Origin of the sequence: Pseudomonas sp. NPDC087336 (assembly GCF_044744285.1) — a bacterium.
Taxonomy (GTDB): domain Bacteria; phylum Pseudomonadota; class Gammaproteobacteria; order Pseudomonadales; family Pseudomonadaceae; genus Aquipseudomonas.
Map to the genome: position 1 here is coordinate 1 of NZ_JBIUYA010000014.1, position 19,972 is coordinate 19,972.

General features: G+C 60.3%; 15 protein-coding genes, 1 tRNA gene and 1 pseudogene. 14 read left to right on the forward strand and 3 right to left on the reverse strand.

The features are described from left to right. Nucleotides 1-26 precede the first annotated feature (26 nt). The 7 genes from infB (at nucleotide 27) to ACIO0C_RS15750 (ending at nucleotide 7,378) form a co-directional block, all read left to right on the forward strand. The gene (infB, locus tag ACIO0C_RS15720; RefSeq protein WP_401313787.1) at nucleotides 27-2,528 is read left to right on the forward strand and encodes a translation initiation factor IF-2; all 2,502 of its coding nucleotides are present in this window, start codon (nucleotides 27-29) and stop codon (nucleotides 2,526-2,528) included. Nucleotides 2,529-2,687: 159 nt separating this feature from the next. Then, the gene (gene rbfA, locus ACIO0C_RS15725) at nucleotides 2,688-3,089 is read left to right on the forward strand and encodes a 30S ribosome-binding factor RbfA (RefSeq protein WP_008057429.1); all 402 of its coding nucleotides are present in this window, start codon (nucleotides 2,688-2,690) and stop codon (nucleotides 3,087-3,089) included. Nucleotides 3,090-3,092: 3 nt separating this feature from the next. After that, nucleotides 3,093-4,010, forward strand: a complete 918-nt coding sequence (gene truB, locus ACIO0C_RS15730) for a tRNA pseudouridine(55) synthase TruB (protein WP_020796537.1) — start codon at nucleotides 3,093-3,095, stop codon at nucleotides 4,008-4,010. A 115-nt stretch (nucleotides 4,011-4,125) separates the two neighbouring features. Continuing rightward, nucleotides 4,126-4,395, forward strand: coding sequence for a 30S ribosomal protein S15 (gene rpsO, locus ACIO0C_RS15735; protein ID WP_011332409.1), 270 nt, complete (start codon nucleotides 4,126-4,128; stop codon nucleotides 4,393-4,395). Nucleotides 4,396-4,603: 208 nt separating this feature from the next. Next, nucleotides 4,604-6,709: a polyribonucleotide nucleotidyltransferase gene (pnp, locus tag ACIO0C_RS15740; RefSeq protein WP_020796539.1), complete on the forward strand. Its 2,106-nt coding sequence runs from the start codon at nucleotides 4,604-4,606 to the stop codon at nucleotides 6,707-6,709. Between the two features lie 153 nt (nucleotides 6,710-6,862). Beyond that, nucleotides 6,863-6,938, forward strand: a tRNA-Thr gene (locus ACIO0C_RS15745). 134 nt (nucleotides 6,939-7,072) lie between these two features. Beyond that, nucleotides 7,073-7,378 carry a DUF6388 family protein gene (locus tag ACIO0C_RS15750; protein ID WP_401313574.1) on the forward strand — a complete coding sequence of 102 codons (306 nt, stop codon included), beginning with the start codon at nucleotides 7,073-7,075 and terminating at the stop codon, nucleotides 7,376-7,378. Between the two features lie 91 nt (nucleotides 7,379-7,469). Here ACIO0C_RS15750 and nadC read toward each other — a convergent pair whose 3' ends face one another. Then, complete coding sequence (gene nadC / locus ACIO0C_RS15755) at nucleotides 7,470-8,318, reverse strand: carboxylating nicotinate-nucleotide diphosphorylase (RefSeq protein ID WP_401313576.1); 849 nt, start codon at nucleotides 8,316-8,318, stop codon at nucleotides 7,470-7,472. Between the two features lie 244 nt (nucleotides 8,319-8,562). On the opposite strand from nadC, the pseudogene ACIO0C_RS15760 reads away from it, so the two are divergent. The 5 genes and pseudogenes from ACIO0C_RS15760 to ACIO0C_RS15780 form a co-directional block, all read left to right on the forward strand. Beyond that, a pseudogene (locus tag ACIO0C_RS15760) lies at nucleotides 8,563-9,756 on the forward strand (DUF1631 family protein); the annotation flags it as partial. A 125-nt stretch (nucleotides 9,757-9,881) separates the two neighbouring features. Next, complete coding sequence (gene ampD / locus ACIO0C_RS15765; protein ID WP_401313789.1) at nucleotides 9,882-10,439, forward strand: 1,6-anhydro-N-acetylmuramyl-L-alanine amidase AmpD; 558 nt, start codon at nucleotides 9,882-9,884, stop codon at nucleotides 10,437-10,439. Then, nucleotides 10,439-11,275 (forward strand): regulatory signaling modulator protein AmpE, encoded by an 837-nt coding sequence (ampE, locus tag ACIO0C_RS15770; protein ID WP_272604592.1) that lies wholly within the window; start codon nucleotides 10,439-10,441, stop codon nucleotides 11,273-11,275. The genes ampD and ampE overlap by 1 nt, the downstream gene beginning before the upstream one ends. Before the next feature lie 1,608 nt (nucleotides 11,276-12,883). Beyond that, complete coding sequence (locus tag ACIO0C_RS15775) at nucleotides 12,884-13,588, forward strand: methyl-accepting chemotaxis protein (RefSeq protein WP_401313791.1); 705 nt, start codon at nucleotides 12,884-12,886, stop codon at nucleotides 13,586-13,588. Between the two features lie 120 nt (nucleotides 13,589-13,708). Further along, entirely contained in the window at nucleotides 13,709-14,098 is a 390-nt protein-coding gene (locus ACIO0C_RS15780; protein ID WP_401313578.1) for a hypothetical protein, read from the forward strand. On the opposite strand, the gene ACIO0C_RS15785 is transcribed toward ACIO0C_RS15780, so the two are convergent. Next, nucleotides 14,099-14,875 carry a TatD family hydrolase gene (locus ACIO0C_RS15785; protein WP_401313580.1) on the reverse strand — a complete coding sequence of 259 codons (777 nt, stop codon included), beginning with the start codon at nucleotides 14,873-14,875 and terminating at the stop codon, nucleotides 14,099-14,101. Between the two features lie 3 nt (nucleotides 14,876-14,878). Continuing rightward, nucleotides 14,879-15,874 (reverse strand): catabolite repressor/activator, encoded by a 996-nt coding sequence (gene cra, locus ACIO0C_RS15790; protein ID WP_401313581.1) that lies wholly within the window; start codon nucleotides 15,872-15,874, stop codon nucleotides 14,879-14,881. 293 nt (nucleotides 15,875-16,167) lie between these two features. Between cra and ptsP the strand changes: the two genes are divergently transcribed. Then, the gene (ptsP, locus tag ACIO0C_RS15795) at nucleotides 16,168-19,029 is read left to right on the forward strand and encodes a phosphoenolpyruvate--protein phosphotransferase (protein WP_401313583.1); all 2,862 of its coding nucleotides are present in this window, start codon (nucleotides 16,168-16,170) and stop codon (nucleotides 19,027-19,029) included. Continuing rightward, nucleotides 19,029-19,970: a 1-phosphofructokinase gene (gene pfkB, locus ACIO0C_RS15800; protein ID WP_401313585.1), complete on the forward strand. Its 942-nt coding sequence runs from the start codon at nucleotides 19,029-19,031 to the stop codon at nucleotides 19,968-19,970. Before ptsP ends, pfkB begins: the two co-directional genes overlap by 1 nt. Nucleotides 19,971-19,972: the final 2 nt, after the last annotated feature.

Consider the following 19,972-nt stretch of genomic DNA (forward strand, 5'->3'; position numbering starts at 1 on the left):
GCAGGACGCCAGCCACGCAGCAACACCTGGCCGAGGAGGTCAAAACACCGGTAGAGCGCCTGTTGCAGCAGAGGCGTGAGGCAGGTCTGCCGCACACCGCCGCCGAAGAAAGTGTGACTGACAGTGAGAAGCAATCGTTGCTGACTCACTTGAAAAGCAGCCACAAGGCGAAAGTGGAAGAACCACGCAAGATTACGCTGCAGCGTAAAACCACCAGCACCCTGCGTGTTGCTGGCAGCAAAAGCATCAGCGTTGAAGTACGCAAGAAGAAAGTCTTCGTACAGCGCAGCCCGGAAGAAATCGAAGCCGAGCGCAAGCGTGAACTGGATGAACGTCGCGCAGTAGAAAATGCTGCACGTCAGAAGGCTGAAGAAGAAGCCAAGCGTCGCGCCGAAGAAGAAGCGCGTCGCCAGCCAGCTGCTGCGCCGACCGCCCCAGCCCAACCTGTTGCAGCGCCAGCTGCGGTGGCCGAGCCTGTGCGCGAAAGCGCGCCGGTCGTGGCAGCCGCTCCGGCACCTGCAGCCGATGCCCGCAAGCGCGACGAACAGCGTCGTCCGGACAAACCACGTGCCGACGATAACAATCGTCGCGGTGGCGGCGATGGCGAGCGCAAAAACGCTCCGCATCGTGCTTCGGTCAAGGAAAAGGCGCCTGCTCCACGCGTTGCCCCACGGACTACCGACGAAGAAAGCGATGGCTTCCGTCGTGGTGGTCGCGGCAAGGCCAAGCTGAAGAAGCGCAACGCCCACGGTTTCCAGAGCCCAACCGGCCCTGTCGTGCGCGAAGTGAAGATCGGCGAGACCATCACTGTGGGCGATCTGGCCCAGCAGATGTCGGTCAAGGCTGCTGAAATCATCAAGTTCATGTTCAAACTGGGTACTCCAGCGACCATCAACCAGGTACTGGATCAGGAAACTGCCCAGCTGGTTGCCGAAGAGCTGGGCCACAAAGTGACCCTGGTCAGCGACACCGCCCTGGAAGATTCCCTGGCCGAGTCCCTGAAGTTTGAAGGCGAGGCTGTTTCCCGTGCGCCGGTCGTGACCGTAATGGGCCACGTTGACCACGGTAAGACGTCCCTGCTCGACTACATCCGTCGTGCCAAGGTAGCTGCTGGCGAAGCCGGTGGTATCACCCAGCACATCGGTGCGTACCACGTTGAAACCGACCGTGGCATGGTGACGTTCCTCGACACCCCTGGTCACGCCGCGTTTACCGCGATGCGTGCCCGTGGTGCCAAGGCGACCGACATCGTGATCCTGGTGGTTGCAGCGGACGACGGCGTAATGCCGCAAACCATCGAAGCTGTTCAGCACGCGCAGGCTGCTGGCGTTCCGCTGGTTGTCGCTGTGAACAAGATCGACAAGCCAGGTGCTGACCTCGATCGCATCCGTAGCGAACTGTCGGTACACGGCGTGACGTCGGAAGAGTGGGGTGGTGACACTCCGTTCGTACCGGTTTCGGCGAAGATGGGTACTGGTGTCGACGAATTGCTCGAAGCGGTACTGCTGCAAGCCGAGGTTCTGGAACTGACTGCAACGCCATCGGCTCCTGGCCGTGGTGTCGTGGTTGAATCCCGCCTTGACAAGGGCCGCGGCCCGGTGGCTACCGTGCTGGTTCAAGACGGTACCCTGCGCCAGGGCGACATGGTCCTGGTCGGTTCGAACTATGGCCGCGTTCGTGCCATGCTCGACGAGAACGGCAAGCCAATCAAGGAAGCCGGTCCGGCCATCCCTGTCGAGATCCTCGGCCTGGACGGTACCCCGGACGCTGGCGACGAGATGAGCGTGGTTGCCGACGAGAAGAAAGCCCGTGAAGTGGCTCTGTTCCGTCAAGGCAAGTTCCGCGAAGTCAAACTGGCTCGCGCTCACGCCGGCAAGCTGGAAAACATCTTCGAAAACATGGGTCAGGAAGAGAAGAAGACGCTCAACATCGTCCTCAAATCCGACGTCCGTGGATCGCTGGAAGCGTTGAACGGTGCCCTGAACGGCCTGGGCAACGACGAAGTGCAAGTGCGCGTGGTCGGTGGCGGTGTCGGTGGTATCACCGAATCCGACGCCAACCTGGCACTGGCTTCCAACGCTGTACTGTTCGGCTTCAACGTGCGTGCCGATGCTGGCGCTCGCAAGATCGTCGAGCAGGAAGGTCTGGATATGCGTTACTACAACGTGATCTACGACATCATCGAAGACGTCAAGAAAGCCCTGACCGGTATGCTCGGCAGCGACGTTCGCGAGAACATCCTGGGTATCGCCGAAGTGCGTGACGTGTTCCGCTCGCCGAAGTTTGGCGCGATCGCCGGTTGCATGGTGATCGAAGGTGTTGTGCACCGTAACCGTCCAATCCGTGTACTGCGTGAAGACATCGTTATCTTCGAAGGCGAGCTGGAATCCCTGCGCCGCTTCAAGGATGACGCTTCCGAAGTACGTGCCGGCATGGAATGCGGTATCGGCGTGAAGAGCTACAACGACGTCAAGGTCGGTGACAAGATCGAAGTCTTCGAGAAGGTCCAGGTTGCTCGCAGCCTCTAACTCGCGCACTTCAAGAGCCGTGATGGCCAGCCGCATGCAATTGCGCGGCGCATCGCCCGGACTCTAAACGCAACGCCCGGTCTGGCTTTTGTCAGGCCGGGCGTTTGCCGCTTTCAGACCTCACGGGTTTCACCGTGGGGCAGTAACAGGTAACAAGACATGGCAAAAGAATACAGCCGTACCCAACGTATCGGCGATCAGATGCAGCGCGAGCTGGCACAACTGATCCGTCGTGAAGTCAAAGATCCACGCGTCGGCCTGGTCACCATTACCGCTGTGGAAGTCAGCCGTGACGTCGGTCACGCCAAGATTTTCATCACCGTGATGGGTCAGGACAGCCACGAAGACATCGCGCAAAGCATCAAGGTGCTCAACTCCGCCGCCGGTTTCCTGCGCATGCAGCTGGCTCGCGAGATGAAGCTGCGCAGCGTTCCGCAGTTACACTTCCACTACGATGAAAGCGTCGTGCGCGGTGCGCATCTGTCGGCCTTGATCGAGCGTGCAGTGGCTGAAGACAACCAGCACTCGGTTGCGGCACAAGCCGAAGACACCAAGGAGTAATCGGTGGCTCAGGTCAAACGTATCCGTCGTAACGTCAGCGGCATCATCCTGCTCGACAAGCCGCTGGGGTTCACCTCCAACGCCGCCTTGCAGAAGGTCCGCTGGTTGCTCAACGCCGAGAAGGCCGGACACACCGGCAGTCTCGATCCGCTGGCCACCGGCGTGTTGCCGCTGTGCTTCGGTGAGGCCACCAAGTTCTCGCAGTACCTGCTCGATTCCGACAAGGGTTACGAAACCCTGGCGCAACTGGGCAAGACCACCACCACGGCGGATGCCGAGGGTGAGGTTTTGCAGGAGCGCCCGGTGACCGTTGGTCGCGCCGATATCGAAGCTGTGTTGCCGCAATTTCGTGGGCAAATCAGTCAGATACCGCCGATGTACTCGGCTCTCAAGCGTGATGGGCAACCTCTGTACAAGCTGGCCCGTGCAGGTGAAGTAGTGGAGCGCGAACCGCGTTCTGTTACTATTACGCGCTTGGAATTGCTGGCCTTCGAAGGGGATACTGCGCGGCTTGCGGTGGATTGCACCAAAGGCACCTATATTCGCACCCTGGTGGAGGATATCGGTGAGCAACTCGGTTGTGGCGCTTACGTTGCAGAACTGCGACGTACCCAGGCCGGGCCTTTCACCCTGGCGCAGACCGTTACCCTCGAAGAACTGGAAGCGGTACATGCCGAAGGCGGTAACGAAGCGGTCGACCGCTTCCTGATGCCATCGGACAGCGGCCTGCTGGATTGGCCACTGTTGCAGTTCTCGGAAGCGAGCGCGTTCTACTGGCTCAATGGCCAGCCAGTGCGCGCCCCGGATGCCCCGAAGTTCGGCATGGTACGGGTACAGGATCACAATGGTCGCTTCATCGGTATCGGTGAAGTGAGCGAAGACGGGCGCATCGCGCCGCGTCGACTGATTCGGTCAGAATGACCGGACGAGTGTGGCTGTCAGCAGGCACGGTCACTACTCATTTTTAGATACAGGGATTTGTCCCTGGCCTGTTGAAACTGTTTTTGAAACAGTTTCCTGATAAAAGGATTGCCACATGGCTCTCGACGTTCAAGAAAAAGCTCAAATCGTAGCTGACTACCAGCAAGCTGTTGGTGACACTGGTTCGCCAGAAGTGCAAGTTGCACTGCTGACCGCCAACATCAACAAACTGCAAGGTCACTTCAAGGCCAACGGTAAAGACCACCACTCCCGTCGTGGTCTGATCCGCATGGTTAACCAGCGTCGTAAGCTGCTGGACTACCTGAAAGGCAAGGACGTGAGCCGTTACAGCGCTCTGATCGCTCGCCTGGGTCTGCGTCGCTAATAAGCGATTGCGCTAGAGGTTGGTTGTTTGTCGTGCATCAGCGGATTTGCGCCGGTGCATGGCAGGCTCCCAGCCTCAAGTTTTATCTGGATATCCGTTTTGCCTGTGTGAGACACCCAGGACAACCTGTCGGGCCGATTCCCGGCGTTGCCCAAGAATTTCGCAAGAACCCAGTTTCCCCAAGAGCCACAAAAGAAGGTAGGACACCGTGAACCCGGTAATCAAAAAATTCCAGTTCGGTCAGTCGACCGTTACCCTCGAGACTGGCCGTATCGCCCGTCAGGCCTCCGGCGCAGTATTGGTCACCGTTGACGACGACGTCAGCGTATTGGTGACCGTCGTTGGTGCCAAGCAAGCCGATCCAGGCAAGGGTTTCTTCCCTCTGTCCGTTCACTACCAGGAAAAAACTTACGCTGCCGGTAAGATCCCTGGCGGTTTCTTCAAGCGCGAAGGCCGTCCTTCCGAAAAAGAAACCCTGACTTCCCGACTGATCGACCGTCCGATCCGTCCGCTGTTCCCTGAAGGCTTCATGAACGAAGTGCAGGTTGTCTGCACCGTCGTGTCCACCAGCAAGAAGACCGATCCGGACATCGCTGCGATGATCGGTACCTCGGCTGCCCTGGCCATCTCCGGCATTCCTTTCGATGGCCCGATCGGCGCTGCCCGCGTTGCCTTCCACGAAAGCACCGGCTACCTGCTGAACCCGACTTACGAACAACTGAAAGCTTCGAGCCTGGACATGGTCGTTGCCGGTACTTCGGAAGCCGTTCTGATGGTTGAATCGGAAGCCAAAGAGCTGACCGAAGACCAGATGCTGGGCGCTGTACTGTTCGCCCACGACGAATTCCAGGCCGTGATCCAGGCCGTCAAGGAGCTGGCTGCCGAAGCTGCCAAGCCAACCTGGACCTGGGCTCCTCAAGCCGAAGCCACTGAACTGCTGGGTGCTATCCGTGCAGAGTTCGGCGAGGCGATCTCCCAGGCCTACACCATCACCATCAAGGCGGACCGTTACGCGCGCCTGGGTGAGCTGAAGGACCAGGTTGTTGCCAAGCTGTCCGGTGAAGAAGGCCAACCTTCCGCTGCTGAAGTCAAAGCGGCTTTCGGCGAAATCGAATACCGTACCGTTCGCGAAAACATCGTGAACGGCAAGCCACGTATCGACGGTCGCGACACTCGCACCGTACGTCCGCTGAACATCGAAGTCGGCGTTCTGCCGAAGACCCACGGTTCGGCACTGTTCACCCGTGGCGAAACCCAGGCTCTGGTAGTCGCGACTCTGGGCACCGCCCGTGACGCGCAGCTGCTGGACACCCTGGAAGGCGAGAAAAAAGACCCGTTCATGCTGCACTACAACTTCCCTCCGTTCTCGGTAGGCGAGTGTGGTCGCATGGGTGGCGCTGGTCGTCGTGAAATCGGTCATGGCCGTCTGGCCCGTCGTTCGGTTCAGGCCATGCTGCCAGCCGCCGACGTGTTCCCGTACACCATCCGCGTTGTTTCGGAAATCACCGAATCCAACGGTTCGAGCTCCATGGCTTCGGTCTGCGGCGCTTCCCTGGCCCTGATGGACGCTGGTGTGCCGATGAAGGCTCCGGTTGCCGGTATCGCCATGGGTCTGGTTAAAGAAGGCGAGAAATTCGCCGTCCTGACCGACATCCTGGGTGATGAAGACCACCTGGGCGACATGGACTTCAAGGTAGCCGGTACCGCCAAAGGTGTTACCGCGCTGCAGATGGACATCAAGATCAAGGGCATCACCGAAGAGATCATGGAAATCGCTCTGGGCCAAGCCCTGGAAGCGCGCCTGAACATCCTCGGCCAGATGAACCAGATCATTGGCCAGTCGCGTACCGAACTGTCGGAAAACGCTCCGACCATGATCGCGATGAAAATCGACACCGACAAAATCCGTGATGTCATCGGTAAAGGCGGCGCGACCATTCGTGCGATCTGTGAAGAGACCAAGGCTTCGATCGACATCGAAGACGACGGCTCGATCAAGATCTTCGGCGAAACCAAGGAAGCTGCAGAAGCTGCACGTCAGCGCGTTCTGGGTATCACCGCTGAAGCCGAAATCGGCAAGATCTACGTGGGTAAAGTTGAGCGCATCGTCGACTTCGGCGCATTCGTCAACATCCTGCCTGGCAAGGACGGCCTGGTTCACATCTCCATGCTGAGCGATGCTCGCGTCGAGAAAGTGACCGACATCCTGAAAGAAGGTCAGGAAGTGGAAGTGTTGGTACTGGACGTGGACAACCGCGGCCGTATCAAGCTGTCCATCAAGGACGTAGCAGCAGCCAAGGCCTCGGGCGTTTAATCACTCCCCGCGCCTGATCGATGCCCCGCCGTGAAAATGGCGGGGCATTTTTTTTGTGTACGCAAACGTCAAAAAATCGCAGGCCGTAATCTTTTGATTTTAACGGTGTTCGAAGTTGCCTGACCCCATGGTCAGTGCTAGGTTTAGCCCACTGCCCGTGTAGCTCAGTCGGTAGAGCAGCGCACTCGTAACGCGAAGGTCGCAGGTTCGATTCCTGTCTCGGGCACCAGCGACACGTTGTTTTCAGATGATCCCGAATGGTTCTGAAGGCCAGAAAAGCCGGGCTTCAAGCGGTTTTTTTGCGTCAGAGAGATCCTTGATGATCCAGATCCATCTTCCATTCCCCAGATCAACGAGAACGCCATGACCGTTAAAGAACTGTCTCAAGAAGCCAGACACGAAGAAGCCCTCAGGAAGTACGTGCTGGACGTGCCCCATTTGTTGGAAGAGATCAAGGACTTGCCACCCGATGATCAGAAGGACCAGATCCAGTGGGCGTTCGAGGATGAAGCGGAAGCCCAGGGTCTGCAGCCGTGGGAGCTGACGCTAAAGTACACCTCGACCCCGGAAGAATACGAGGCCGAGCGCCTGAAGCTGCATAAAGAAGCAGCCGAGGTGTTGGGTGTCGAGTGGGAAGAGTACTGCGAGATGAATAATCTGGTGGTCTGACACACACTTGTAGGAGCCCGGCTTGCCGGCGATAGCGTCCTTCAGATCGCCATCGCCGGCAAGCCGGGCTCCTACAGGTCTGCGTTGTTGGTCAGAGGCTCAAACGCATCGACAGATCGACAGCCTTCACATCCTTGGTCATCGCACCAATCGAAATGTAATCCACCCCGGTTTCGGCAATCGGCAGCAACGTGCTTTCGTTGATCCCGCCGCTGGCCTCCAGCTTTGCCTTGCCGTTGTTCAGGCGTACGGCTTCGCGCATGTCATCCAGGCTCAGTTCGTCCAGCATGATGATGTCCGCACCGGCCGCCAAGGCTTCCTTGAGTTCATCCAGGCTTTCCACTTCGATCTCTACCGGCTTGCCCGGCGCAATCTTGTGGGCGGCGGCGATGGCCTGTGGGATGCCGCCGCTGGCGGCGATATGGTTTTCCTTGATCAGGAAAGCGTCATACAGGCCGATGCGATGGTTGTGGCAACCGCCGCAAGTCACGGCGTACTTCTGCGCCAGGCGCAGCCCCGGCAGGGTCTTGCGGGTGTCGAGCAGTTTCACCTGGGTTTGTGCAACGAAGTCTGCCAGTTGCTGCGCGCGAGTGGCGACGCCGGAGAGCATTTGCAGGAAGTTCAGCGCGCTACGTTCGCCCGTCAGCAGCGAACGGGCCGGCCCTTCGAGGTGGAACAACACCTGGTTGGGCTTGACCCGCTCGCCATCGGCGACCTGCCAATGCACTGCAACCCGCGGGTCCAGCTGGCGAAACACGTTATCCACCCACGCTGTACCACAGATGACGGCAGCGTCGCGGGTGATGATGGTGGCTTTGGCCAGGCGTTCGGCCGGGATGAGCTGTGCGGTGATGTCGCCGCTGCCGATGTCTTCGCGCAACGCGCGGCGCACGTTGGCTTCGATTTCGGCGTTCAAGTCGGCGAGACGTAGATTCGGCATAAGGCACTCCACAAACAAAGTGCCTCGATTATAGGGCCATGGTACTGAGCAACCCAAGGCGTCAGCACAGATCCCAGTGTTCTGAAGCCTGCATTTGGTCGATTGCGTGTGTGATCGACATTCAGGAGTCGCCTCCTTTTCCAGCTAAGTGCGCACCGGGGTGGCGCAAGGACTGCCTTTTACAAGATAATCCGCCTTGGATTTGACGTCATGGCTTTGACGGCTGCTAATTTCAGGAGGCTGGATGCACAACGACGGGAATGCAGTGCCTTTGCGCCTGGTCGCTAGCGACCAGGCGACACAACCGCCACTCGCCCGCTTGCCTGTCATTGTGCTGCAGGTTCGCGACAAGGCTACGCAACAGCTCAGGCAGGGCTTGCAGGTGCTATTCGATAATGCCGACGATACCCTCTTCGAAATGGCCGACCGGGCCCTCGATGATGCCGAGCAGAACCTTTTTTTTGAAGCGATGCGCGACTTGCGCTTGAAGCGCAAAAGTATCGAACGGTTGTTTTTCGAGCAATTGCTCAAGGCGTTCATCAACCTCGGCCAATGCGACCTCGCTTACAGGGTCCTGCCTCGCTCATTGTCCGCCGATGCCAGCGCTGCGCCGCTGGATGACGGGCCCGGGCGCAACCTGGCCGTGCAAGCGATGGTCAACAAGGCGCTCTACCGCGACGGGTTCGCCCTTGACCAACTCACAGCGCGCCTCAGTATGTTGTTGGGCAGGACGCTGATCGAGCAACACAATCCGTTGGGGCCGACGGTGCTCTGCAAGTGCTTCCTTTCAGCCGCGCGCCACGTGGGCGTGGACATCAAGGTCAAGCTGATCATTCTCAAGCTGTTTGATCGCTATGTGCTCAGTGGCGCTGGCCAGCTATACGCCCAGGCGAACCAACTGTTGATCGCCACCGGTGTGCTGCCTGGCCTCGCGCCTGCCCCGACAAGCGACACGATGGATAACCACACCACTGCTGCGCTTGCCATGCCAGAAGGTGCGCAAGCTGATGCGCTCGCCTCTGACGAGCGCCGTCGCAGCAAACTGCTGGAGCAGCGGATTCGTGATGCCGAAGAAGGGCGCGCCCAGACCGCTATGGCCCGCGAGCAAGTCGAGCAGGCGTTGAATCAGGCACTGCTGGGCAAGACATTGCCCCACAGTGTGCTGGCGTTCGTGCACGAGGCTTGGAGCAACGTGTTGTTACTGACCTGCCTCAAGCACGGCCATCTGTCACCGCAGTGGCAGGCTGATGTGCAGACCATGGAGCAATTGATCTGGAGCGTCCAGCGTCATGACCCGCCCGATGCTCGTGAGCATCTGTTGACGATGGTTCCGGGGTTGCTCAAGTCATTGCGCGAGGGGCTGGGCAGTTCGGCGTTCGATCCATTTGCCACGAGCGCGTTTTTCAGCGAGCTGGAACGTTTGCACGTTCAATTGTTTGTTGGAACGAGCCCCTGGCGTCAGTGATCGGCAGATTGCAGCGTCTCAATCGCGTCAAGTGATCGCTCCCGATGGGCTATCGCGGCATACTGGGCGCCAACACAGTCGTCGTTGAAGGAACCTGTATGCAGCTGGACCCCGCGAGCGGTTGGTGCAAAGGCGTGCATTTATGCCCCTCGCCCAACTTCAATGCGCGCCCCGAGGGCGAAATTTCCCTGTTGGTGATCCACAACATCAGCCTGCCGCCAGCGCAGTTCAAGACGGGCAAGGTGCAGGAATTTTTCCAGAACCGCCTGGATGTCACCGAGCATCCCTACTTTGAAGGGATCGCCGACCTGCGGGTGTCTGCGCATTTTCTGATCGAGCGCGACGGCACCGTCACTCAGTTTGTCTCTTGCCTTGAGCGCGCCTGGCATGCGGGCGTTTCGAGTTTTGAAGGGCGGGAAACCTGTAACGATTTTTCCATAGGCATCGAACTCGAAGGCACGGATGATCTGCCATTCGACGATGCGCAATATCGGGCGTTGACGACCCTGACCCGACAGTTGCAATCGGCGTTTGCAGCCATCACCCCGCAACGCATCTGTGGGCACAGCGATATCGCCCCTGGACGCAAGACCGATCCGGGACCCGCGTTCGACTGGACACGCTTTCGCGCAGCCTTGGCACAAGAGGAAGGATAATGAGTTTTCTGGTGCTGCTGTTGGCAGTGTGGATAGAGAAATTTTCGGCCCTGCGCCACCGGGTTCAACACGACGGTGGCTGGGTTCGGGAACTGAACAAGCTTGAACTCAGCCCGCGTCTGGTGAAGCGTCCGTGGCTGGTCCTGGCTGTGCTGGTGTTGTTCCCAGTGGCAGTGCTGGGCTTGCTGCTGGTGGTGCTCGACCCTGTAGCCTACGGTCTATTGGCGCTGCCGGTGCATTTGCTGGTGGTCATCTACAGTCTGGGGCGCGGTGATCTGCTGGGCGCTCTCGGGCCCTTCCGCGATGCCTGGCGTCGTGAAGACCTGCAAGCGGCGGCTCATGTGGCCAAGCGTGATCTGGACATCTGCGCCGACAATGCCGAGCAACTGCTGGAGCGGGTCGAAGGGCATTTGCTGTGGGAGGCCTACCAGAGCTTTTTCGCGATCATTTTCTGGTACTTCCTGCTGGGGCCGGTCGCCGCGCTGAGTTATCGATTGCTGGCCCTGGCCGAAGAGCACGGGCAAAACCCGGCCGTGGTCGTGCGCGCCGCGCAACTGCGGCACGCATTCGACTGGGTGCCGGTGCGTCTATTGGCAGCGAGCTTTGCCCTGGTCGGCAATTTTGTCGCGGTCAGCCGGGTGATGTTGCACGAGCTGTTGAACTGGAACATCAGCGCTGCGCAATTGATCGAAAAGGTCGGACTGGTAGCCGGTGAAATTCCAGCCCCGGTGGTAGGGCCCGAAGGCATCCATAATCTCGATCGTATCTGGGAGTTGCTACTGCGGGCGGCAGTGCTCTGGTATGCGGGTTTTGCATTGTGGACCGTTTTGCCGTAGGAGCCAGCGGTGCGGCGATCCGACCTGCCGGCGAACCAGACGCCGCGGTGTATCTGCCGCACCGTGTCATCGTTCTTCGCGGGCAAGCCTCGCTCCTGCAGGCGAACCAGAGTAAGGGGGGTGGTGTCTGTCATGCCACCCTCCACAGATTGTGCATTCCGTTAACCTTAAGTTACAAAACACTCCCTTGATTTACGCTATACAGAGCTAGCGCCGAATACTGGCTATCTGCTGTCTCGCTGCGCTCGCCAATAAAAATAAGAAATCCAAGGGAGACTTCCAGTGAAGAGCTTGCTCTATCCCGCCGTCGCGCTGATGAACCGCCTGAGCTTCGGCATGAAGTTCAGCCTCATCAGCGTACTGTTCCTGGTGCCGATGCTGGTAACCAACTTCTACCTGGTACGTGATTCCTATCGCGAGTTCCAGGGCACCCGGGTCGAACTGCAGAGCCTGGATCTGCTGGGCAGCAGCCTCGCGTTAAGGCGTGATCTGGAAACCCTGAACAATCTTGTACAGATCAACGTCGCCCTGGGCCAATCCGGCAAGGCGGGGAATGTCGAGACGCAGATTAGTACCCTTGAACAAGGTGTCCTGGCACGCTTGCAGGGGTTGACGGCGATGGCCACCGAACCGGAGCAGATCGTGCTGTTCGAGGCCAAGCGCGATGAAATGATCAACGCGTTCAAGGCTCAGCAAACGGAAAAATCCCTGCAAAGCAAAAGTGCGCTGATCGGCAAACTGCTCGGCAATGCGCAGGTTTTCGGCCAGATCATCGCCAGCCAGGCCGGCCTGAGCCACGACAGCCAGAGTGACATGCGCCAGCTGAGCGAACTCGTCACCAACGTCACCCCGCGCATCACCCAGATGCTTGGCGAAGGCCGCGCATTGGGCGCCTCTTCCCTGGGCCAGGGTTTTCTCAATTCGTCGTCGAGCACGCGTTTCGATGAGTTGCTGGCACAGCTCGACAAGCTCCATGCCGAGTACGGCCTGAAGCTGCAGGACGCAACGGGCTCGAGCAACGCTGCGCGCGAAACCCTGGCTGCCCAGGCTGAAAGCAGCAAGGCCTCGTTGAAAAAGGCCAACGAGCTGTTCGAAGAGCAAGTGGTGATGGCCGACACGCTCGATGCACCGTGGCAGGCCTTTTACGATCAGGTCTCGGCGCTGATGGGCCAGACCTACCAACTCAATGAAGCCACCTTGAAATTTCTCGGCACGCAGTTGCAACAGCGCCTGGAACAGAATCGCACGCACATGATTTTGCAGGCCGTGGCACTGTCGGTGGTATTTGTGCTGATCTTTTACCTGTACGGCGGCTTCTACGCCTCGACCCGCACCACCCTCAAGCGTCTTGGCGAAGTCATGGATAAAGTGGCGGCCGGCGACATGACGGTCACTTTCAACGCCCACAGTCGCGATGAGCTGGGCGAGTTGGGCGAGGTGTTCAACGGCACCGTGAAACAGATCCATGACTTGATCGAGCGTGTCGGCCAGACCGTCGGCGAGGTCGAGCGCCAGGCCGGGCAAGTCGAGAGTGTCTCGGCGCAAAGCAACCAGGCCGTGGCCGGGCAGCGCTCGCAGATCGAGCAGGTCGCCACGGCGATGAACCAGATGTCGGCCACCTCCCTTGAGGTGGCGCGCAGCGCTGCCGCCGCCGTCAGCAGCGCCCACAGCGTCAACGACGAAACGGTGAGCGGTCGTGGGCTGGTGGAGTCGCAGCAGGGCAGCATCGCCGCCCTGGCCAGCGAAATCGATCAATCGGTGCAGGTGATCAACCAGCTGGCCAGCGACAGCCAGTCCATCAGCCGTGTGCTGGAAGTGATCAAGAGCATCGCCGAACAGACCAACTTGCTGGCACTCAATGCCGCCATCGAGGCCGCCAGGGCGGGTGAGCAGGGTCGCGGGTTTGCGGTGGTGGCGGATGAAGTCCGCACGCTGGCCAAGCGCACCCAGCAATCGACCGAAGAGATCGAACAGATGATCGCCAAGCTGCACGGCGGGGTCGGGGCCGCGGTCAAGGCGATGGGCGTCAGTCATGAGATGGCTAACGGAACGGTAGGGCAATCGGAAAAGGTCCAGAAGGCCCTGGATAACATCTTGGGGGCTGTCGGCATGATCGTCGACCAGAACCAGCAGATTGCTGCGGCTGTGGAGCAGCAGACCGCCGTGGCCCACGACATTGACCAGAACATTGTCGAGATCAATCGTGCCGGCGAACGCACGGCCGAAGGTGCGCACCAGACGGAGGATGCCAGTCGCGCGCTGTCGGCGCAGGTGGTGGAGCTCAAGCAGTTGATCAGCGCGTTCCGGGTCTGAAAACTCTGTAGTACCCCTTCCCAATGCCCGCAGGAAAGCTCCTGTTTTCCTGCGGGTTCTTGTTTTTCGCCTTCAATGAAGGATTATCCACGTCACTGACCGCATGGAGGAGGCACGGTTATGGCTGTTGCAACACTTGGTATCCAGGGGCGCTGTGTACATTGCCAGCGCACGCTATTGCTCAAGCCCTGGCAACTCAATGCCATTGCAATCAACGAAGCGTTCACCTGTACCCACTGTCAGAAAGCCCTTCAATTGTGCGACCCGAAACAGATCAGGCGCTTCAAGTCCCTGGACTCGTTGGCCATGTTGAAGGCCAGCCTGCTGATCATGATTTGCAGCACATTACTGGTGGCGTTGGTGTTGGAATGGATTGGAATGCTCAGCGTCGTGGAGCAACTGAATGTTTCGCTGGTGGCGATTTTCGTCTACTTCGTTGCCCTTCGATTCGCTCGCCAGCGTCAACGCATGACGCTGATTCTCGAGGCCGCCAAGGCCCACGTCGACTGATTACCAGTTGAACAATTCACGGGCATTGGCGCTGCTGGCGCTGGCCAGTTGTTCGGGGGCGAGCGACATGATTTGCGCCAGTGCCGTGCAGATCGCCGGCAAGTGCGCCGGGCTGTTGCGCTGGCCGGGGAACATCGCCGGCGCCATGTCCGGCGAGTCGGTTTCCAGCACCACCGATTCCAGCGGCAAGCGGGCGAGCACGCGGTGCATGCGCAGTGCCTGGGGCCAGGTCGCAGCTCCACCGAGGCCTAGTTTGAAACCGAGTTTGATGTATTCGCGCGCTTCTTCCTGGCTGCCCGCGAAGGCGTGGATGATTCCGGCACGTTTCCACTTGAAACGCTTGAGCGTGGCAATCACCGCCGCATGACTACGGCGTACATGGATCAGCGCAGGCAGGTTGAAATCCACCGCCAGTTGCAGCTGCGCGTCGAACAATGCTTGCTGGCGTTCACGGTCCAGAGTCTCGATAAAGTAATCCAGGCCGATCTCGCCCACCGCACACAGCTGGCGATGGCCGGCCAATCGCGTCAGCCAGTCGCCCAGTTCGGTGAGATGTTCGGGGCGATGATCCTCCAGATACACCGGGTGCAAACCGAACGCCGCATGCAGGTCGGGATCGCTTTGCACCAGTTCCCAGACGCGCTGCCAATTGCCCTGGTAAACCCCCAGCACCACCATCTGCCGCACTCCGAGCGCTCGGCTTTGAGTCATCAGCGCCTGACGATCCGCGTCGAAGTCGGGAAAGTCCAGGTGGGTGTGGGTGTCGATCAGGTCCATGGCTTAGTCCTGGCGAATACGTTGTTTGAACGTCCGCGCGATGGCCTGCACACCGGGTTGGTAATCGGATTGCTCGATGGCCGCCAGCGCGAGTGCCAGTGCCTTGTCGGCAATCAATTGGTGTTGCTGTGCCATGGCGTTTACCGGTAGCGGCAGGAAATCCAGCAACTGGGTGTCACCAAATGTGCCGAGTCGCAGCGGGCGAGTTTTCAGTGGGAAGTCGTGGAGTGCATCGAACACACCTTGAAGCAGTACATAGGACGTCGTCACCAGTGCCTCGGGCAAATGCCCGACGCGCTGGATCAGTTCTTCCATCAACTGTTTGCCACACTCACGGCTGAACGAATCAGCGTGTTCGATCAGCACCTCGCCGTCGTACCCGACCAGGGCCTCCTTGAAGCCGGCGGCACGTTCCTGGCTGATGCTCAACTCGGGACGGGCACCGATCAAGGCGATCTGTTTGGGCAACGGATCAAGCAGGCTTTGGGTCAGGTGCAGGCTGGCCTCGCGGTCGTCGCTGATCACCGAGCAGAAATATTCAGGCTCCATGACCCGGTCGATGGCGATGATCGGAATGCCTTTGGCTTGCAGATGGCGGTAGCTGTCGTCACCGGGCGGCAGGCAACTGGCGACGATCAGGGCATCGCAGCGGCGGGCGCGGAACAGTTGCAGCAGTTGCCGTTCACTGTCCGGTGCATCGTCGGAGCTGGCAATCAGCAGCTGGTAACCACGCGCCCGGGCGCCTTGTTCCAGGAGCTTGGCGATCCGCGCGTAACTGGGGTTTTCCAGATCCGGCAGAATGAAGCCCAGGGTCCGGGTGTGGCGACTGCGCAGGCCGGCCGCCTGGGGGTTGGGCGTAAATCCATGTTCTTCGACGACCGCGCGCACGCGCTCAACGGTGGCGCTGCTGATGCGTTGCTGTTCGGCCTTGCCATTGATGACGTAACTGGCGGTGGTGACGGACACACCGGCCAGCTGGGCTATATCACTGAGTTTCAACCCGCTATTCCTTGTTTTTTCGAGCTTGCCTCGACATTTTCACCAATCCTACCCGATTCAGGCAGGCGACCTGGGTCACAACGCATCCGACAAGTTGGGCTTCAACCATGCACCATTATCGAGTAACGTGCCAATCACTATAGATTAAACGATTCAGCAAGCGTATTTTCTACGTTAAAGGCTGCTTTGGCCGGTTCTGCCGAGAAACCACCGAAGATTGTTCAAAGACAAAGGCCTAAGCTGAATCAATCAAAAACAATACCTGGCGCCCCAGGGTGCCAACAGGAGAAAGCATGCTCGAGCTCACCATAGAGCAGATATCCATGGGCCAGTCGGCTGTGGATAAATCCGCCGCGCTGCAACTGCTGGCCAGGCACCTGGTCGACGATGGCCTGGTTGACGAGGGCTACCTCGCCGGCTTGCAGGCACGCGAAGCCCAGGGCTCGACTTTTCTTGGTCAAGGTATTGCCATCCCCCACGGTACGCCTGAAACCCGCGACCAGGTGTTTTCCACGGGCGTGCGCCTGATGCAATTCCCCGATGGCGTGGACTGGGGCGACGGACAGATCGTCTACCTGGCGATCGGGATTGCCGCCAAGTCCGATGAACACCTGCGCCTGCTGCAACTGCTGACCCGCGCCCTCGGCGAGACCGACCTGGGCCAGGCCTTGCGTCGTGCCAGTAGCGCCGAGGCCTTGCTGAAACTGCTGCAAGGCGCGCCGCAAGAACTGGCACTGGATGCGCAGATGATCGGCCTGGGCGTTGCTGCCGAAGATTTCGAAGAGCTGGTCTGGCGCGGCGCGCGTTTGCTGCGTCAGGCCGACTGCGTCAGCAACGGTTTTTCCGCCGTGTTGCAGCAAGTCGAAGCGCTGCCGCTGGGTGATGGCCTGTGGTGGCTGCACAGTGAACAAACGGTCAAGCGCCCGGGTCTGGCGTTCGTCACGCCGGACAAACCGCTGCGATACCTCGGTCAACCCCTGAGTGGCCTGTTTTGCCTGGCCAGCCTGGGCGAGGCCCATCAAGCGTTGCTCGAACGCCTGTGTGCATTGTTGATCGAAGGTCGCGGCCATGAGTTGGGCCGTGCCACCAGTTGCCGCGCGGTGCTTGAAGTGCTCGGCGGTGAATTGCCGGCGGACTGGCCAAGCGCACGCATTGCGCTGGCCAACGCCCACGGCCTGCACGCCCGTCCGGCGAAGATCCTCGCGCAACTGGCGAAGAGTTTCGAAGGCGAGATTCGTATTCGCATCGTCGATGGCCAGGACAGCGCGGTGTCGGTGAAAAGCTTGAGCAAGCTGCTCAGCCTCGGCGCCCGTCGCGGTCAGGTGCTGGAAATCATCGCCGAGCCGAGCATCGCTGCCGATGCCTTGCCCGCCCTGTTGGCCGCCATCGAAGAAGGCCTCGGTGAAGAAGTCGAGCCGTTGCCAGCGGTGAGCCAGCCGCGTGAAGAAATCGTCGAGGTGGCCCAAGTGCTGCTAGCCCCGGCGTCCGGCAGTCTGGTGCAGGCCATCGCCGCCGCCCCGGGAATCGCCATCGGCCCGGCGCATATCCAGGTATTGCAAACCATCGATTACCCGCTGCGCGGAGCGTCCGCCGCCATCGAGCGTGAGCGTCTCAAGGACGCGTTGACGCATGTGCGCCAGGACATCGGTGGCTTGATCGAGCGCAGCAAGGCCAAGGCCATCCGCGAGATTTTCATCACCCACCAGGAAATGCTCGACGACCCGGAATTGACCGATGAGGTCGACACCCGTCTCAAGCAGGGCGAAAGCGCGGAAGCGGCGTGGATGTCCGTGATCGAAGCCGCCGCCAGGCAACAGGAGTCCTTGCAGGACGCCTTGCTCGCCGAGCGCGCCGCCGATTTGCGCGACATCGGCCGTCGAGTGCTGGCGCAACTCAGTGGTGTCGAAACCCCGAATGAACCGGAGCAGCCATACATTCTGGTGATGGACGAAGTCGGCCCGTCCGATGTGGCGCGTCTCGATCCGACCCGTGTCGCCGGCATTCTCACCGCACGCGGTGGCGCCACCGCCCACAGCGCAATTGTTGCGCGGGCCTTGGGGATTCCAGCGCTGGTCGGCGCCGGGGCCGCGGTGTTGCTGCTGGCACCGGGTACGCCGCTGTTGATCGATGGCCAACGCGGTCGTTTGCATGTGGACGCCGACGCGGCGACCTTGCAGCGTGCCACCCAGGAACGCGACACCCGCGAGCAACGCCTCAAGGCCGCCGCCGAACAACGCCATCAGCCGGCGTTGACCACCGACGGTCATGCCGTCGAAGTGTTCGCCAATATCGGTGAAAGTGCCGGCGTCACCAGCGCGGTGGAGCAGGGTGCCGAGGGCATTGGTCTGCTGCGCACCGAGCTGATTTTCATGGCTCACCCACAAGCGCCGGACGAGGCGACCCAGGAAGCCGAATACCGCCGCGTACTCGATGGCCTGGCGGGTCGACCGCTGGTGGTGCGCACCCTCGATGTCGGTGGCGACAAACCGCTGCCGTATTGGCCGATCGCCAAGGAAGAAAACCCGTTCCTCGGGGTGCGCGGCATTCGCCTGACCCTGCAACGGCCGCACATCATGGAAGCTCAGTTGCGCGCTTTGCTGCGTGCGGCCGACAACCGCCCACTGCGGATCATGTTCCCGATGGTCGGCAGCGTCGACGAGTGGCGCCAGGCACGGGACATGACCGAACGCCTACGCCTGGAGATTCCGGTCGCGGACCTGCAATTGGGGATCATGATCGAAGTGCCATCGGCGGCCTTGCTGGCGCCGGTGCTCGCCAGGGAAGTCGACTTTTTCAGCGTCGGCACCAATGACCTGACGCAATACACCCTGGCCATCGACCGTGGGCATCCAACCTTGTCGGCCCAGGCCGATGGCTTGCATCCGGCGGTGCTGCAACTGATCGACATCACCGTGCGCGCAGCCCATGCCCATGGCAAGTGGGTCGGGGTGTGCGGCGAGCTGGCGGCCGACCCGCTGGCGGTGCCGGTGCTGGTCGGCCTGGGTGTGGATGAACTCAGTGTCGGCGGGCGCAGCATTGCCGAGGTCAAGGCGCGGGTTCGCGAACTCAGTCTTACCCAGGCTCAATCCCTTGCCCAACAGGCACTTGCCGTGGGCAGCGCGAATGAAGTGCGCGCACTCGTGGAGGCTTTGTAATGGCCAGGATACTAACCCTGACCCTCAACCCGGCGCTGGACCTCACCGTCCAGCTTGCGCACCTGGAGCCCGGTCAGGTCAACCGCAGCGACACCATGCACACCCACGCCGCCGGCAAAGGCGTGAACGTGGCGCAGGTGCTGGCGGACCTCGGGCATCAATTGACCGTCAGCGGTTTTCTCGGTGAAGACAATCTGCAAGCGTTCGAAACCCTGTTCGCCAAGCGCGGTTTTGTCGATGCGTTTATTCGTGTTCCTGGCGAGACGCGCAGCAACATCAAACTGGCGGAAAGCGATGGGCGCATCACCGACCTCAATGGTCCGGGACCGCTGGTCAGTGCGGCGGCGCAGCAGGCATTGCTCGAGCGTCTTGATCGGATTGCGCCGGGGCATGACGCGGTCGTGGTTGCTGGCAGCCTGCCACAGGGCATCAGTGCGCAGTGGTTGCAGGCATTGATCCTGCGCTTGAAGAGTCTTGGCCTGAGGGTCGCTCTCGATACCAGTGGCGAGGCGTTGGCGGCGGCGCTCAAGGCGGGTCCGTGGCTGATCAAGCCCAACACCGAAGAGCTGGCTGACGTGCTCGATGGCGAGGTGGTTTCCATCACGGCCCAGGCCGAAGCGGCGAGCCGCCTGCACGCGCAAGGCATCGAGCATGTGGTGATTTCCCACGGTGCCGAGGGTGTGAACTGGTTCAGCGTCGGCTCGGCGTTGCATGCTACGCCGCCGAAAGTCAGCGTCGCCAGTACGGTAGGCGCGGGCGACTCATTGCTGGCCGGCATGCTCCACGGGTTGCTCAGCGCCGATACGCCTGAACAAACCTTGCGCACCGCCACGGCGATTGCCGCGATGGCGGTCACCCAGATCGGTTTCGGTATCAGCGATGCGGCGCAATTGGCGCAGCTCGAACAGGGTGTGCGCGTGCGCCCCCTGACAGAACAATAAGA